The sequence below is a fragment of the Parafrankia irregularis genome (assembly GCF_001536285.1).
GTDB classification, from domain to species: Bacteria; Actinomycetota; Actinomycetes; order Frankiales; family Frankiaceae; genus Parafrankia; species Parafrankia irregularis.
In genome coordinates, this window is the sequence record NZ_FAOZ01000012.1 from 34,158 (window position 1) to 50,106 (window position 15,949).

General features: G+C 69.7%; 12 protein-coding genes and 2 pseudogenes. 8 read left to right on the forward strand and 6 right to left on the reverse strand.

The genetic code is table 11. The annotated features are described in order from the left end of the window. Positions 1–25 precede the first annotated feature (25 nt). Both AWX74_RS19385 and AWX74_RS39535 read right to left on the reverse strand, forming a co-directional pair. A complete protein-coding gene (locus AWX74_RS19385; RefSeq protein WP_091278724.1) occupies positions 26–3,133 on the reverse strand; it encodes an ATP-binding protein in 3,108 nt (1,035 codons plus the stop codon). Between the two features lie 25 nt (positions 3,134–3,158). Continuing rightward, a complete protein-coding gene (locus tag AWX74_RS39535; RefSeq protein WP_131799496.1) occupies positions 3,159–3,515 on the reverse strand; it encodes a hypothetical protein in 357 nt (118 codons plus the stop codon). Between the two features lie 504 nt (positions 3,516–4,019). Here AWX74_RS39535 and AWX74_RS19395 point away from each other — a divergent pair. Then, the gene (locus AWX74_RS19395) at positions 4,020–4,205 is read left to right on the forward strand and encodes a hypothetical protein (RefSeq protein WP_091278728.1); all 186 of its coding nucleotides are present in this window, start codon (positions 4,020–4,022) and stop codon (positions 4,203–4,205) included. A 31-nt stretch (positions 4,206–4,236) separates the two neighbouring features. Further along, a pseudogene (locus AWX74_RS42570) lies at positions 4,237–4,383 on the forward strand (IS6 family transposase); the annotation flags it as partial. Between the two features lie 79 nt (positions 4,384–4,462). On the opposite strand, the gene AWX74_RS39540 reads toward AWX74_RS42570, so the two are convergent. Then, entirely contained in the window at positions 4,463–5,023 is a 561-nt protein-coding gene (locus AWX74_RS39540) for a hypothetical protein (RefSeq protein ID WP_131799497.1), read from the reverse strand. A gap of 329 nt (positions 5,024–5,352) precedes the next feature. Here AWX74_RS39540 and AWX74_RS19400 point away from each other — a divergent pair. After that, positions 5,353–5,725: pseudogene (locus tag AWX74_RS19400) on the forward strand (DDE-type integrase/transposase/recombinase); the annotation flags it as partial. 208 nt (positions 5,726–5,933) lie between these two features. Here the strand turns inward: AWX74_RS19400 and AWX74_RS19405 are convergent. The 3 genes from AWX74_RS19405 to AWX74_RS19415 are packed head-to-tail and all read right to left on the reverse strand — an operon-like array spanning position 5,934 to position 9,586. Continuing rightward, the gene (locus AWX74_RS19405; protein ID WP_091278730.1) at positions 5,934–6,803 is read right to left on the reverse strand and encodes an SMP-30/gluconolactonase/LRE family protein; all 870 of its coding nucleotides are present in this window, start codon (positions 6,801–6,803) and stop codon (positions 5,934–5,936) included. A 16-nt stretch (positions 6,804–6,819) separates the two neighbouring features. Further along, positions 6,820–8,523 carry an AMP-binding protein gene (locus AWX74_RS19410; protein WP_091278732.1) on the reverse strand — a complete coding sequence of 568 codons (1,704 nt, stop codon included), beginning with the start codon at positions 8,521–8,523 and terminating at the stop codon, positions 6,820–6,822. Between the two features lie 52 nt (positions 8,524–8,575). Beyond that, the gene (locus AWX74_RS19415) at positions 8,576–9,586 is read right to left on the reverse strand and encodes an LLM class F420-dependent oxidoreductase (protein ID WP_193209693.1); all 1,011 of its coding nucleotides are present in this window, start codon (positions 9,584–9,586) and stop codon (positions 8,576–8,578) included. Positions 9,587–9,721: 135 nt separating this feature from the next. Here AWX74_RS19415 and AWX74_RS19420 point away from each other — a divergent pair, with 135 nt between their 5' ends. From AWX74_RS19420 to AWX74_RS19440, 5 genes are all read left to right on the forward strand, one after another. After that, positions 9,722–10,489 carry an SDR family NAD(P)-dependent oxidoreductase gene (locus tag AWX74_RS19420; RefSeq protein WP_091278734.1) on the forward strand — a complete coding sequence of 256 codons (768 nt, stop codon included), beginning with the start codon at positions 9,722–9,724 and terminating at the stop codon, positions 10,487–10,489. A gap of 55 nt (positions 10,490–10,544) precedes the next feature. Further along, positions 10,545–11,714 carry a thiolase family protein gene (locus AWX74_RS19425; RefSeq protein ID WP_091278735.1) on the forward strand — a complete coding sequence of 390 codons (1,170 nt, stop codon included), beginning with the start codon at positions 10,545–10,547 and terminating at the stop codon, positions 11,712–11,714. Between the two features lie 218 nt (positions 11,715–11,932). Further along, positions 11,933–13,465 carry a TIR domain-containing protein gene (locus AWX74_RS19430; protein ID WP_091278737.1) on the forward strand — a complete coding sequence of 511 codons (1,533 nt, stop codon included), beginning with the start codon at positions 11,933–11,935 and terminating at the stop codon, positions 13,463–13,465. Positions 13,466–13,677: 212 nt separating this feature from the next. Continuing rightward, positions 13,678–14,442 carry a hypothetical protein gene (locus tag AWX74_RS19435; RefSeq protein WP_091278739.1) on the forward strand — a complete coding sequence of 255 codons (765 nt, stop codon included), beginning with the start codon at positions 13,678–13,680 and terminating at the stop codon, positions 14,440–14,442. 121 nt (positions 14,443–14,563) lie between these two features. Beyond that, entirely contained in the window at positions 14,564–15,883 is a 1,320-nt protein-coding gene (locus AWX74_RS19440) for a lipase (protein ID WP_207550373.1), read from the forward strand. The last annotated feature ends 66 nt before the right edge of the window (positions 15,884–15,949 follow it).

Below are 15,949 nucleotides of genomic sequence, written 5' to 3' on the forward strand. Positions count from 1 at the left end.
TGGAGCACCGGGCCGAAATCCATCATCACAGACCGGCTTCCGCCACCACGCGGGCGAGAATCCGGCGGGTGGTTCTCGGCAGCTTCCGGCGGTCGTCGGCGAGCATCTGCTGCTCGAAGCAGACACACACCCGCCTGGCCGCGACCTCCACCTCGCGGCTCACCTCGGCGGGCATCTCGGGATCGGGGAACTCCACCAGTTCGTACGCCGCGTCCTGGCAGACCTCCCACGTCTGCTGCGCCCGGTTGCCACCCGTGGCCAGGTCGCCCTCGTCAGCTGTGCGCCACGCCGACTGGTATCGGCCGCTGGCCACCAGGTCCGCGACGGCCGAGCGGTAGAGGCACAGCGGCGGGTCCTGGGCGCAGACGAGTTCGCAGGCTGGATAGGGGCGAAATTCTCGAGGGTGCAGCCGGTGCACCGTCGCGCGAAGCGACGCCGTCAACGCGGCGACCTGCGGGCTGCCGGCCAGCTTGGCGAGGAGCAGCTCGCGGAGGCGGTCGCGGAACCCGGCCGTGTCGGCGTAGGACCAGCCCCCCTGGACGCCGCGGCGGGTGGCCAGCAGATCCGAGCCGTGCCCGAGGTACGCCCGCAGCAGGTCATCGTCGCGTACCGTCACCGGCCGCCGGGCACGCAGCACGAGGACGAGGTCGTCCCAGAGCCGTTCGAGCGCATCGGGTTGATTGACGACCGACAGTGTGACCCGGCCGAGCGTCCGCTGGACGTACTCGTCGTCCGCCAGCCGGCGGGCGGCCTCGCATGCCGCCGGAGTCGCGCAGGTCCGCGCGCAGAACGGCTGGGAGAGGAACAGCTCGTCGAACCTGCCCGCCACGCGCCAGCGCCGCATGTGTTCGGCCACCCGGGCATCGGGTGGCGGAACCGGTGAGATCGCGTCCTTGACGAGGGGAACCTGGACCAGAAGCGGTGCGTCGTCGCCGCCGCTGAAGACGGCAGCCTCGCCGACGCCGAGTGCCGTCAGGGCCGTCGACTGCCGTTCGTCCATGGCCATCGTGCCGGCCAGCGCCTGCCGGTCGTCCGCCGCGACGATCCGGTGGGCAATCTTGAGGTTGGTGTTCTTCATGACGTCGGGCGCGAGCCGGACCGGCACCTGGTCGGCGATGACGACCCCCTGGCCGTAGGCGCGGATTTCCGACAGGAGGTTCGAGAAGGTCTGGACGGCCTCGCCCCGTGGATTCGCCGTCTCCTCGGAGACCGAGGTGGCCACGTTGGCCAGCAGCCGGTGTGCTTCTTCCACGACGAGCAGGTGCACGAGGTCGGGCGACTGCCCCTGCGCCCGCCGGTACTCGGCGAGCCTGATGAGCAGCAGGCCGCTGAAGAAGGCGCGGTCTCCCTCGTCGCCGAGCGCCTCGAGCTCGACCACGGTGGGCATGCCGAACAGTTCCCGCGCTGGCAGCGACCGGACCACGTCGAGCATCGCGCCCTTGGCGCCCTGGCGAAGCGAGTCGAGCCGGGTGACGAGGGCGGCCGTCAGGTCGCCCGTGACCTTCTCGTCGTACCCCAGCGCCTTGATCACATGCTCGGTTTTCGCGATCAGGTCGGACAGCGTGGGGAAGGCGGCGGCCACGTCGAGACCAGTCCCGTGACCGCCGTCAGGTGCCGTAAGCCGCGCGTTGGTGTTCGTCCGCAGGTCCCATCCCCGGTCGACGTAGATGTCGTGGAGGCAGCGCTCCAGGATCTGCGGCAGCGGCGTCCACATCCCGAACGCCGCTGTGAAGACCGCCCGCAGCAGGTTCAGGTGTTCGCCGACCGTGGTGCCTTCCGGCACCTCGAACGGGTTGAGGACGAACGGCCCGATCGTCGCCTTGCCGGCGGTGAACACCCGCATCCGCGAACCGAGAGCCGGATGGTCGATCAGCGCCCGGTACTCGGTCTTCGCCGGCTCGATGACCATGAAGGGGACGTTGTGGGCGGCGGCCTCCACCAGCATCGACATGATGGTGTTGGTCTTGCCGGACCCGGTCAGGCCGGCGACGAAGACGTGGCGCGTCAGCGAGCGCCTCGTGATCTCGTACGTCCCGGCCGTCGGCCGGCGGTGCTGCAGCACGCGACCGATGACGAAGCCCTGGCTGTCGTGGTCGGCGGGCCGCGCGACGACGTCGAACCGCGGCGCCACGTCGACCGCGAAGCCCGGAGTCTCGATCTCGGGCAGGTGCGCACAGGCAGCCAGCTGTGCCGTCGACAGGAACGTCTGGCATTCGAAAGGACGCCGGTAGAGGCCTGGCGGCGAATCCCCGGGCTGGTTGGGCATGGCCCAGGCCGCGGCCAGGCCGGCGACCTCGGCCCGCTCGAAGACCCGGACCGGCTCCGGCAACGAACGCTCGCCGGACATGACGCTGCGCCACGCGCTTGCGAGCCGGGGATAGCTGTCGCGGTCCCCCCCGAGATACACCGCGGTACGCCATGCCCCGATGGCCAGGCCCTCACCGGTCGACAGCAGCGACGCCTTCAGGAACTCCACGTACTGGTCCGTGAGCGGGCTCGGCGCGAGTTCGTTCCTGGCGGCCGAGGTGACGGCCCGCATCTCGTTGAGGACCGAGTCCCGGACGTGACTGATGGTGTCCTCCCTGAGCGGATAGGCCAGCACCAGAACACTCCACGCCGTGCCGGTCATCGACCGGATGATCCGATCCATCGGGGCGGCACCGTCACGGTGGTCGATTCCCGCTGGTGCGGGCACCCCGAGAGCCATGCCGCCGAGCGGCCATCGCGGCGACTGGGCGGTGACGGCCTCCACGTCGACAACAGGGTGGAGCCCGCGAAGCACGGATTCGATCACCCCGATCCGGCGTACCTGAGCCGCCTCCGAACCGGGCCTGGCCGACCATGTCCCGAGCTGGACGCGCACGCCGTCGGGTGAGCCGATGATCTGCAACGCCAGCGGGATCAGATATCCGTAGAGCCCTGTGACCAGCTCAGTTGTCGGCGACCGCCATCGTTCGGCCTGCACCGCGGGCTTGTGGTGTTGCGCCTTTTCCGGACGACCGACGCCACGCACCTGCAGCAGCCGGCGGGAGGCGAGCACGCCCTCCGTCCAGGCCTCGGCCAAGATTCTCGGCCCGGGACCGCAGCGCTGCAGATAGTCGACTTTGGCGGTCGTGACAGATGCCGTGGACATCGCTCCACCGTCCCGTTCCGCGCTGTCAGCAGCTCGCTGGCCTGATGCCCGCGTCGCGTGCCGAATCACACCAGTTCTGATGGTCGCTCGCACTCATGACGGTTCCCAGGACCATGAACGCGGCCACCAGGACAAACGCCAGAACCAGAAAGATGACCAGCCCCTTCCAGGGGAACCTCCTCTTCCGCACCAGGGAGTTGGTTGTCAGGTTCTCGATGCGCTCGGCCCGGATAGTGCCGTCCTTCCACGAGCCGGCCACCCGGACCTCGTCGCCCTCGCTCAGCGATCCCTCAAAACCCCGCGCGCGCATCTCCACGGCGACGGGAGGCAACCGGTTTCCGGCACTGTCGTAGCGCTCGATCCGAAACGCCCACACCGTCACCGCGTCGCCGTTGTCCGAGGCCTCCGAACGGGTCTGAATCCCGCGTGCCTGCCCTTCGACGCACGCCGCCCCGCTCCGCGGAACCGGACCGCGGCGGCCACCGGCAGGCGCCGGCCCCTCCGGGGCACGATGGCCCGGAGAAAACACCTGTCCATGCCCTGCGGGCGGCGGGAACGGCCCCGCGGTGTCCGAGCCTCGCCGCATCCAGTCCAGGTTCGAACTGCCCCAACCCGTCCCCATGGTCGACTCGTCGTCGACGCTCATATAGCCCTCCCTCATCCGACTGTATTCCCGGCAGCAGGTTCACTCCAAATCGCCCAGAAGGAACCAAACAAGAACGGAGGAAAAATTAGATAGCAGCCAGCAAGCGAAATGTTCTTTCCCGGATCGTCATCCTCCACGGAATCCGGTGTCGCGACGACCGTGCAGGCCGGTGAATCAAGGGGATGCCAGCACCCCGTGCAGTCGCGATGCGCGACGGCAGGCTGCAACACGGGATCCCGGATGGCGCGTCGCACCACCGCCCGCGTCGCCCGCTACGACGGCGCCGAGCGAGTCACCGGACCGCTGCTACCGCACCTGCTTCAACGCAAATTCGGTCTCCGGCACGAAGCCATCGATGTCAACACCGTCCAGAACCCGCTGAAAAACCTCAGGGCCCGCACCGGCCGACACTGCTACATCCCCTGAGCGAGTCCGCGAGGCTCCTGATCGGTCATGTCTGAAACGCCTGCGTTCCGTCCAGACCGTCGGCGCCGGACCCGCCTTGGTGCAGAACATCCGCCGCGGCCACTACGAGCTCACCGTCGACACCGACCCTCAGCTTCGGCTGGCAGCCGCGTTCACCGAACTCGCAGTAGCCGTCTGACCGGCAGCCGGCCGCCGCTGCACGCTTGCCCGGCCTTCGCTGAACGCAACGGTGCCAGACCAGCGAAGCAAGTCGCCGGTCAGCATCCCGGCACATGCACAACGCACGCGGCACAGTAGCCAGCCGAGAACAGGCCGATGCCAGTCCCAAGAGTGTCAGCGGAAATCCCGCACGCGATCCCGCACAGCGGGGGGCATTCTGCTGCCGCAGACGGAACTGCCCCCTCGAAGAGCTTCTCGCGAAACGCCGGCTCGGCTTTCAAGGAGCGGGCGAAGGAAAATATTCGGGTGGCGTTCGGCAGATCAACATCCGCAAGTATCCGCTCCAGCTCGTACGCCACCGTTTCCGCGGTGCCCCGAGCCTCGCGCACACAACTCCCAGCCTCAACACGTACGGTCACAGCCTCCCCATCGGAGCCCCCCGAGTATGTGGCTCGAGTACCGCATTCGTCCTCGAGTGTCACCGTCAAACCATCACCAGCAACAACGGAGTTCAGGACTTCGACAACGGTCCCGCCCTGACGGGCATGAAGCGAAATTGAATCCCCATCCCGGTGTATCTGAAACCGACTCTCCTCGAAGTCGATCTCGACCACGCCTGCAGGGGATCCCGTGAGCCGATACGGCGAGATTTCCGTCATGACCTAAATCCTTTTCTGTACCGCGCCGGAGCCGTCGCATCTTCCTCGGCGCCGGGCTCCGGCGCCTGTCGTGTCGTCGACACTACGTATCTCGGGACACCCCGCCCAGGGTGCTCGCCGGTCAATCTGCCGGGGGTGGTAGCACGCGAATTCCGGTTTCTACCACCCGGCCAGGGGCCTGCTTCAGGATCGGCCGGGTGGCCTGGGGGATCTTACCCCCGGGCTCCTACAGATCCCGGCGTGACGATCTCTCGTTACCGGACTCCTGCCATTCCGTCCGCCGGGACGCTGCGGCCCGTACACAGTGGGTGAGGAGTCCGGGCTACTGGCGCTTCACACGCCTGCTGGTAAAGGCGGCCCGACCGTGTCGGCACCGGCCTGGCAGGAGGTGGTTCGTCGACGAGACCTAACGTCAAGGTCTCCGGCCGGTGGACATACCTGTACCGGGCGGTCGACCACGACCAGTACGCGCAGGTCATCGACGTTCTCGCCAGCACACGGCGCGGCCAGGCCGCCGCCCGGCGATTCTTCGTCCGAGCGTTGACGCATGGACGCCGCCCGGTCGAGGTCACGACCAACAAGGCCGCGGTCTACCCGCGGGTCCTCGACGAACTGCTGCCCGAGGCTTGGCACGTCGACACCACCCGGGACAACAACCCTATTGAATCCGACCATGGCCGATTGAAAGCACGGCAATGCCCATGCTGAAGGATCGCCGTAAGGTCGCGGTCGTTCACTACTCCGCCGCCGACGAGCACGTCGGCCGTCTGCTCGGGTTGTCTCTGTTCCACGATGTTCGCATTGCCAGCTGTCCTCCCAACTGACTCGCGGGCCGCAACTATCTCGTCGAACGTGAGACCAATCGGCCGCCGGACATGCCTGATCGCGGGGGCCCACCCCATCCTCACTGTCAGGGCAGGCCGGCGCCGGGTACCGGGACGCGGAGGGTTTCCACCACGGAGGTTCTGGCGCCGGCCAGGGCGTCGGCGCTCCAGTTCTTCGCGCTGAGCAGGAACAGGGTCCGGCGGTCGTCGCCGCCGAGGGTGCAGGCGATGGCCATGCGTTCGCCGGTGCTGATCCGGTCCGTCACCTCGCCGCCGGGCAGGATGCGGCGGAACTCGTGGGCGAGGGGGAACGCGGCCCAGATCGCGCCGGCCGCGTCGAGGGCGATGCCGTCCGGGGCGGCGTCCGGGGTGGTCGCGACCGTCCGGGGGTGCGTGAGGTTGCCCTGGTCGTCGAGGTCGAACGCGGTGAGGCGGCGGCCTTTGGACTCGGCGACGATCAGCGTCCGGCCGTCGGGGGTGATGACCGAGCCGTTGGGGAACTCCAGGCCGGTGGCGGCGATCGTGGCCGAGCCGTTGAGGGCGACCCGCACGATCACACCGGTGCCCGGCTCGGTGTTGTAGCTGCCGACGTAGGCGGTGCCCGCCGCGTCGACCACCATGTCGTTCAGTTCGTCCGGCACCAAGTGCGCGAGATCCGCGTGCACCTGGTACGCAGCGCCCGCGGACGAGCCGTCGGTGGTGAAGCGCAGCAGCGCCCGGCGCTTCATGGCCACGACCAGCACGGATCCGTCCGGCAGGAAGCCGAGGCCCGACGGTTTCTCGCCGGGAAGGGCGAGAACCTGGGTGGTCTTTCCGTCCAGGGTTGCGGTGTGGACGGCCTCGCCGTGCATGTCGGAGAACCAGAGCCTGCCGGCGTGCCAGCGGGGGCCCTCCGCGAAGACGAGGCCGTCGGTGAGCGGCGACGGGCGGGTGCCCGCCGGCTCGAGCGTCGTCATGGGTGTGCTCCCCCGCTCAGCCGAGGAGGGTGGCGAGCCGGGAGCGGTCGGCCGCGTCGAGCCGGCGCAGTGGCTCGCCCTTGCCCGGGCGCCAGACCACCTGGTCGGCCTGCCAGGCCTCGCGCCGCAGCCGCATCTTGTCGATCTTCATGCTGGCGAGCTTCGGCAGCTCCTGCGTCACGCGGACGAACGCCGGGACCCACTTGGGGCCGAGGTCGGGCTGGTCGGCGAGGAAGGCGTCGAAGGCCGCCGGGTCGAACTCGGCGCCGCCGCGCAGCTCGAGGGCAACCATGACCCGGTCGCCCACCGGGTCGTCGGGGACGGCGTAGACGGCGACCGAGCGCGCGTCCGGGTAGCGGCCCACGATGGCTTCGACGGGGGCGGCGGCGAAGTTCTCGCCGTCGACGCGCAGCCATTCGTTGGAGCGGCCGGCGAAGTACAGCCAGCCGTCGGCGTCGCGGTAGGCGAGGTCCCCGGACCAGTACCAGCCGTCGCGGAAGCGGGCGTGGGTGGCAGCCTCGTTGCGGTAGTAGCCCTCGAACCCGCCGGTCGGGGCGGTCTCCACGATCTCGCCGACGGCGACGTCCAGGTTGGTGGGACGTCCGTCCGCGCCGAACGTGACCGGCGGGCATTCGAGCCCGGTGTCGGGATCGAGCACCTTCACCGTCGGGTCGGCGACGCCCAGTGCGCCCTCGGGCATCGCCGGGTCGCGGCGGATGATGATGATGCCCTCGGTCGAGCCGTAGCTGTCCCGGACGGTGCAGCCGAAGCGGCGGGCGAAGTCGCGGATGTCCCGCGCCGAGGCCTCGTTGCCGACCGCGAGGCGCAGCGGGTTGTCGGCGTCGTCGGGGCGCTCGGGGGTGGCAAGGATGTAGTTGAGCACCTTGCCGGTGTAGGTGATCATGGTCGCGCCGAAGCGGCGGACGTCCGGCAAAGTGTTGGAGGCGGAGAACTTCGACCGGGTCGCGAGCGGGATGCCGGCGTTCAGCGCGGACGACCACCCGGTGAACAGCGAGCTCGAGTGGAAGAACGGAAGCGGGGAGTAGACGACGTCACCCGCGCCCAACTGCGCGATCTTCGCCACGTGCGCGCCGGTGCGGGCGTACCGGCCCTGGGTGCAGCGCACCGCCTTCGGCAGGCCTGTCGAACCCGAGGTGAAGATCAGCAGGAGCAGGTCCTCGGGCGCGGCCTGCCGCCGCGGCGGCTGCGCCGGCTGGCGGGCGACGAGCGCGAGGTGGTCGGGGTCGTCGATCAGCAGCACCCGGTCGGCGGAGACGCCGGTGCCCACGCCGGCCAGCAGCGGCTGCTGCCCGGTCGAGGTGACCAGCAGCTGGCAGTCGCTGTGCCGGATCAGCTGGCCGAGTGCGTCCCCGCGGTAGGTCGAGTTGATGCCGACGACCACCGCCCCGGACAGCGCGGCCGCGGCCAGCCAGAACAGGTAGTCGGGCTCGTTCTCCAGCAGGACGCCGATGTGCGGGGGGCGGTCGGCGTCACGCAACTTCTCGAACAGCACCGCGCGGCGCGACGCCTCCTCGACCAGCTCGCGGTAGGTCCACTGCCGGTCGGCGACCAGTAACGCGGACTCGTCCTGCCCGGCCCGCGCCAGCAGGACATCCGCCACCGTGGCCGCGGCCGCAACGGCGGCCGCAGCCGCAGCTGCCGTGATCGCCGTGCCCGCGCTTGTCGCGTCCCCCGCGCCCCCGGTCGCCGCTGCTGGCATGGCTGTCTCCTTCGAAGTCTGGCTCTCTGGCACTGGCCCGGGCGTGGTTACGTCACCACAGGCTGGCGATGGGCTCCAGCATGCTCAGGTCGGCCGGTTCGATGATCATGGTGGTGACCGGACCGTCGCGCCAGGCGGCGAGCTGGTCGGCGATCCGCTCGAGCGGCCCGACCAGCGCCAGGTCGTCGACGAGCTCGTCGGGGACGGCCGCGCACGCGCCGGCGCGGTCGCCGCTGAGGAAGAGATCCTGGATGTGGCTGGCCTCGGCCTCGTACCCGTAGCGGGAGACCAGCGCCGCGTAGAAGTTCGTCTTCTTCGAGCCCATTCCGCCGATGTGCAGCGCGATGCGCGGACGGACCTGGTCACGGCACTTGTCGAGGTCGTCACCGACGCAGGCGAGAACGGTCGGGGCGACCTGGAACCCGGCCGGCGCCTTGGCGAGGGTCTCACCCCAGGCCGCGCTCCACCGGGTCGGGCTCCACAGGTATGGGAGCAGGCCGTCGGCCTCGGCGACGGTCATCGCCACGTTCTTCGGGCCCATCGCGGCGACGAGGATCGGCGTGCCCGGGGCGGGCGGCATCGTGGAACGCAGCGGCCGGCCCTGGCCGGTGGCATCCGCGCCCGCGTAGGGAATCGTGTAGATCGAGCCGGCGAACTCCAGCCGCTCCTTCGCCGCGAGCGCCTTGCGCAGCACGGCCAGGTACTCGCTGGTCATGCGCACCGGCTGGCGGAACGGGACGCCGTGCCAGCCCTCGACGACCTGCGGCCCGGAGGCGCCGAGCCCGAGGGTGAGGCGGCCGCCGGACAGCTGCTGCAGCGTCAGGGCGGTCATCGCCGTGGTCGCCGGCGTCCTGGCCGGGATCTGGGCGATGGCGGTGCCGAGCCCGAGCCGGGAGGTGACAGCCGCGATGACGCCGAGTGGCGTGAACGCGTCGTTGCCCCACGCCTCGTTGGTCCAGACCGAGTCGTACCCCGACTCCTCCGCCCGCCGCGCGACCGCGGCGAGGGTGGCCGCGTCACCGCGGATTCCGGCGAGACTGAGCCCTAGCGCAACCTTTGACACCGACACTCGCGCACAATAACTTTTTTGCAACTTCGATGTCAATTTCGAAGTTCGAGCATTTTCGATCTTGAACAGCTTTTCGATCTTGATGTCAATATTGTCCCATCTTGATGTTGTTCGTCGCGGGAGGAACCAGTGGATCTGGCAGGGCGTTCGGCGATCGTCACCGGCGGAGCGGGCGGGCTGGGCGCCGCCTGCGTCCGCCACCTCACCGGACTCGGCCTGAAGACCGTGGTCTTCGACCTGCACGAGGGCCGTACCAAGGAGCTCGCCGACGGCATCGGCCCGGCCGCCACCGCGGTGAGCGGTGACGTCACCGACGACGACGCGGTCCTCGCCGCCATCGCCGCCGCGCAGCAGCTCGGCGTCCTGTCGGTCGTCGTGAACGTCGCCGGCGGCGGCATCGCCGGGCGCACCGTAGCCCGCGACGGGACCCCGCACGACAAGGACGCGTTCGTGAAGGTCATGAACATGAACGCGATCGGCACGTTCAACGTGACCCGGCTCGCGGCGTCGGCGATGAGCCGCAACGAGCCCACCGAGGACGGGGAGCGCGGCGTGGTGGTCAACACCGCCTCCATCGCGGGCCTCGAAGGGCAGGCCGGCCAGCTCGCCTACGGTGCGGCCAAGGCGGCCATCCTCGGCATGACGCTGCCGATGGCCCGCGACCTCGCCCCGGCCGGCATCCGGGTCTGCGCGATCGCGCCGGGCACCATGGGCACGCCGATCATGCTCGGCGCACCGGACGCCCTGAAGGCACGCCTGGTGGAGACCATCCAGTTCCCCAAGCGGATGGGCAAGCCCGAGGAGTTCGCCCTGCTGGTGGAGTCGATCGTGCGCAACCCCTACCTCAACGGCGAGAACATCCGCCTCGACGGCGCCCTGCGCTTCCCGCCCAAGTAACCCAGGCCCCAGGCAGACCCAGGTAGTCGTCCGGTCGAAATCGAGGAGATCCCCCGTGACCGAAGCAGTCATCGTCTCCACCGCCCGCACCGCGATCGGCCGGACCCGCAAGGGCAGCCTCGTCGGCCTCGACGCGTTCGAGCTGGCCGAGGCCGTCGTCCCGGCCGCCCTGGAGCGCGGCGGCGTGCCCGCGGCGGACGTCGACGACGTCGTCCTCGCCGAGTCGTACCAGGGCGGCGGGGTGATCGCCCGCAACATCGCCGTCCGGCTCGGCCTGTTCAATGCCTCCGGTGCCGCGACGAACCGGCACTGCGCCGGCGGCCTGACCGCCGTCACGTTCGCCGCCGGCAGCATCCGCGCCGGCATGGACCGCGTCGTCATCGCCGGCGGCACCGAGAGCCTCACCAACGCGGCCCGCAGCTCGAAGCGGGACGCCACCGGCGAGTACCAGCCCTGGATGGCCCCGTCGCACCCGGAGACGCCGGAGGCCCCCGCGTTCGACATGTCCATCACCGTCGGGGAGAACACCGCCCGGGAGATGGGCCTGACCCGCCGCGACGTCGACGAGTGGACGGTCTACACCCACGAGCGCGCGCTGGCGTCCATCGACTCCGGCGCCTTCGTCGACGAGATCATCCCGCTGGACGTCACCCTGCCCGACGGCACGACCAGGCGGTTCGACACCGACGAACACCCCCGCCGCGGCACCACCCTGGAACGCCTCGCCACGCTGCCTCTGCTGCACCCCGAACTGCCGAACGCCACCGTCACCGCCGCGAACGCCGCCGGCCTCAACGACGCCGCGGCCGCGGTGACCCTGACCAGCGACGACTACGCGGCCACCCACGGCCTCACCCCGCTGGCACGGGTCCGCTCCTGGGCCACCGCCGGGATCGAGCCCGCGCTGACCGGCCTCGCACCCACCCTCGCGATCCCCCGCGCGCTCGACCGCGCCGGGCTCACCCTCGCCGACATCGACCTGTTCGAGATCAACGAGGCGTTCTGCTCGGTGCCGGTGGCGGCCGTGCGCAAGCTCGGCATCCGCCCGGAGATCGTCAACGTGAACGGCAGCGGGGCGAGCCTCGGTCACCCCATCGCCGCCACCGGCGCCCGGATGGTCGTCACCATGGTCGGCGAGCTTCGCCGCCGCGGTGCCTCCCTCGGCTGCGTCTCCATGTGCGCCGGCGGAGGGATGGGCGCCGCCATGATCATCGAGATCGTCTGACCGCCGCGCCGCAACCGCCGGCATTCCCCATAGGCGTTCCCCGCCGGCGTCCCGCTCGGATCGACACCGCCGTACCTGGTCAGAAACCGGCCACCGACGGCAACGATTCTCCCAGTGCCGGATAGTCTGCCAACGTTCCGAAAGGGAAAGGCAGCGTAGCGGCGCCGGCACGTACGGGGAGGACGGGCTGTGTCCGAGGTTGATGGGTCGAGGTCGCGATGACGAGCGACGGCGGGGCGCTGGTCCATTCGTTGGCCGAGGCGGAGGTGCTGGCCCTCGCGGCCGTCTATTCCGAGCGGATTTCCGCAGGTCAGCTACTCAGGCAGGCCGGCCTGGAGTCCGCACGGCAGCCGCAGGGGACGTCGACCGCGATCGAGTACTGGCATGCGGTCAACGCCACGCTCGTCCAGGGCGTGCTCCCCGACGCCCGCTGCCGGATTCTCACCATCGCTGCTCGCGACTTCCCCGCCAACCCGGCGTTCCAGACGGGGCTGGCCGCCGCGCAGGACGCCGAACTCGCGGGTGGGCAGCCCAGGGTCGCCGGCCAGCCCCGGAACACCGCCCAGGCGCGGCGTGCAGATCGTGAGCTGCCCACGAACGGCACCGTCATCGCCTTCGACGCCGTCGGCTACAGCGGGCTCAACATGCTGGAGCAGAGGCAGCTGCGCGACGGGCTGCGGGGAATCATCGAGGGCGCTCTGGCCGAGGCGCGGATACCCTCCGCGCTTCTGCAGCAGGACCGGGGCGACGGCTACCTCATGGTGTTCTCGGCCGACATCCCGAAAGCACGGATCGTCGCCGACTTCGTCCGCGAGCTCGGCATCGCGCTGAACGACTACAACGCGACCCATAACGAGCGCGGCCGGATCCGGCTGCGGGTCTCGATCCACGACGGTGACATCCTCGAGCACGGCACCGGCTGGGCCGGTGACACCGTGGTGATCGGCGCGCGGCTGGTCGACTCGACGCCCATCCGGGATGCGCTGGCGCACGACAAGGACGCGGACCTGGCGCTGATCCTTTCGTCCGAGGTCTTCGTTTCCGTCGTCCGCCCGCGGCTGCGCGGGCTCTCGCCGAGCAGCTTCCGCGAGGTCGACGTGTCGGTGAAGACGTTCTCGGCCACCGCGTGGCTGACCCTTCCCGGCCGCCCGCTGCCCGCGGTACCGGCGGTACCGGCCGGTCGCCCGTCAGGTACCCAGACCCCGGCCGTTCCCGTGAGCCAGAAAGGTCCGGAGGGCCCGGATCACTCGTCCGGGCTGGACGAACCGGATGGCCTGGATGCCCCGGTCCGGGCGGACGGCACCAAGTGGGACTTCTTCGTCTCCGCGCTCGAGGCCGACGAGGCGTGGGGCGCCTGGATCGCGGGGTTCCTGCAGGAGAACGGTTACCTGGTCCGCTACGACGCCTGGAATCCCGTGGGCACCAACGAGTACTGGGCACTCGACAAAGGCCTGAACTTCTCGGAACGCATGATCGTCGTGCTGTCCGAGGCCTATCTGGCTTCGGACAAGGTCCAGGCCTCCTGGGGAACCGCGTTCAACCGCGACCGCGGCGGCCTGGACCGCAGACTGATCCCCGTCAGGATCGAAGAATGCGAACCCGGGGGCCTGCTCGGCGGAATCCGCTACATCGACCTGGTTCCGTTCAGGAGGGACGCCGAGAGGGCCCGAAGCTACCTGGCCCAGGAGATCGATCGAGCGGTCAAAGGTAGCTACCGTCCCACCGTGGCACCACCGTTCCCAGGCTGCTGACCAGGGCACGCACTCCAACGGACCGGGCCCGGAACATGCCATCCCGCAGGTGGTCAGCTTTCCCGGCTGGCAGCCCCTCGCGCCCGCATGTCTGTTGGGCAAAGGATCTGACGCGCTCGCCGCCGGGCAGCGGTGTTCAATCACGGAGACGCGACCGAAAGATCACCTGGTAGTGTGCGCGGAGCATTTTCGGGAGATCATCGAGGAGAGCAGTGGCTTTTCGTTCTGGCCGGGCAGGGTTCGGCGGTCGCCTTGGCGCCGCAACCACCGCGGCCGCTCTTGTTTTCGCCTTTGCGCTCGGCGGATGCGCGACGGAGGATGACGGCGCCGCCGCCGAAGCCAGCAGCCCCGGTGGCGCGGCGAGCACAGCGGCAACGGCAACGCCAACGGCAAGAGCCGCATCCGACCTGAAGGCCGCCGACTACGTCTACACCGGGGGGCCGGAGACCAGCGGCTTCGAGCAGGAGCCCGGAGCAGATGGCCTGGGCTCCGACGAAGCTGACGAGCTGGGGTGCGAAGGTGTCTTCGACTCCTCTCCGGACTCGACCGGCTGGGCGGACGGGCCGACGCTGACCAAGAACGGCGGGCTCGTCTTCGTGGGCTCCACGGCTTACATCCAGCCCGCGAAAAAAGTTGCGGAAGACGTCACGGCGGTGCGCACCCAGAAGTTCCACGACTGCGCCGTCAAGGTGCTCGGCGAGTCCATCGGTGGCGCGGATGATCCCACCCAGAGCACGGAAACGATGGGTGAGCTCGAGGAGCGGGACGTCCCGCTCCCGGACGGCGCGGCGGCCCGCTTCGCCTTGACGGTGAACATGACGACCGACGGCGTGACCGTCCCCCTCTTCATGGATATTCTGCTCTTCGGGAAAGGCCAGGTGGAGAGCATGGCCTCCGTGAGCAGCGTACTTAACCCGCCCGACGACCTCGTCACCGCCATCGCCGCCCAGATGGTCGCGAAGCTGAACAAGCAGTAGCACCCCAGTATCCCCGTGGCCGCCGGCCACCCGCCCCGAAGAAAGGTGGGGGAAACCCCACCAGGAAAACACCAGGCGGCCGGCGGTCACGGAAAGCGGGCAGCGCCTAGCGTTCCGCATCATGACTTCCCACTCCGACCGCCAGGTACGTTTCCGGTGGTCGCGCCTGCATCGTGCCAGCTTCCTGGCCGTGTCCGGAGCAACGGCTGCCGCTCTCATCGCACCACCGATCGGCGCTGTTCCCGCGTTCGCCACCGACCACCGCGGGCGCTGGGCTGTCCAGGACCACGATGGCACGGCCGGCCACCGCGCCCCGTGGCGCGGAGATCTCGTCTCCTCGACCCCACTCACGACTTTGGCGGATCGGGCCGACGTCGAGGCGTTTTTGCGTGCACAGAGCTTCGACGCCGGCACCGTCCGGTATGGCGTCAGCACGTTTCGGCTGGTGTACCGGACGGTCGACGCCCACGGCGCACCGACCACGGCCAGCGGACTGCTGGCCATACCGGAGAACGACAACGGGCGCCTGCGGCCGGTCCTCTTCGCGCACGGTACGCAGATCTTCAAGGGCGACGCTCCCTCGACGTCCTCCGACGGGTTTCTCACCGGACCGCCGATCACCTTCGCCGCCGCCGGTTTCGCGGCGGTGGCACCCGACTATCTCGGCCTCGGTGAGGGACCGGGGCCGCACCCGTGGATGGACGTCCCGTCGGAGACGACCGCGTCGCTCGACCTGCTGCGGGCCGCCCGCTCGTTCCTGGCCGGCCGTGGGACCCAGCTTGGGCGGGACGTGCTGGCCACCGGGTTCTCCCAGGGCGCGTCGGCCGCGCTGGGGCTGGGCCGAGCCCTGCACGACGGCGCGGACCCGTGGTTCCGGCTCGGTGCCCTCGCGCCGATCAGCGGTGGCTACGACTTCCAGAACGCCCAGATCCCGGCCATGCTCGACGGCGAGTTGCACCCGAAGTTCTCCGTGGCCTACACGGCGTATCTGCTGGTGGCGTACAACCGGCTTCATCACATCTACGACACGCCCGCCGCGATGTTCCAGCCGCCTTACGTGGACGTCGCCGAGCTGTTCGACGGAACGCACCAGGGCCTGGAGGTTCTCAACGGACTTCCCGACACACTGGCGGACCTGCTGACACCCCAGGGTTTCGCGCTGCTGGCCCACCCCACCGGCGCGTTCGCGCAGGCACTGACGGTACTCGACAGCGTCTGTTCGGGCTGGGCTCCGGCGGCCCCGTTCCGGCTGTATTACAGCCCTGGTGACGAACAGGCGGCGAACCTCAACTCCATTCACTGCCAGGAGCGGTTCGCCGCCGGCGGCAGGCGGGTTCGACTTGTCGACCTGGGGGTCAACCGCGACTACAGCGGTTTCGTGCACGAGGGATCCGAGCTGCTCGGCACAGCCGCGATCGTCCGCTGGTTCCTGACCCTCTGAACAGACGAGCCCCCACCGCGGCCACGCTTCGTCCGTTCCTTTTCAGGCACCCCGGTGTCTGAAAAG

Bases quoted from the DNA above. Each gene is read 5' to 3' on its own strand.
- AWX74_RS19385 (WP_091278724.1), bottom strand. From the start codon at position 3,133: ATGTCCACGGCATCTGTCACGACCGCCAAAGTCGACTATCTGCAGCGC.
- AWX74_RS19395 (WP_091278728.1), top strand. From the start codon at position 4,020: ATGGCGCGTCGCACCACCGCCCGCGTCGCCCGCTACGACGGCGCCGAG.
- AWX74_RS39540 (WP_131799497.1), bottom strand. From the start codon at position 5,023: ATGACGGAAATCTCGCCGTATCGGCTCACGGGATCCCCTGCAGGCGTG.
- AWX74_RS19405 (WP_091278730.1), bottom strand. From the start codon at position 6,803: ATGACGACGCTCGAGCCGGCGGGCACCCGCCCGTCGCCGCTCACCGAC.
- AWX74_RS19410 (WP_091278732.1), bottom strand. From the start codon at position 8,523: ATGCCAGCAGCGGCGACCGGGGGCGCGGGGGACGCGACAAGCGCGGGC.
- AWX74_RS19430 (WP_091278737.1), top strand. From the start codon at position 11,933: ATGACGAGCGACGGCGGGGCGCTGGTCCATTCGTTGGCCGAGGCGGAG.
- AWX74_RS19440 (WP_207550373.1), top strand. From the start codon at position 14,564: ATGACTTCCCACTCCGACCGCCAGGTACGTTTCCGGTGGTCGCGCCTG.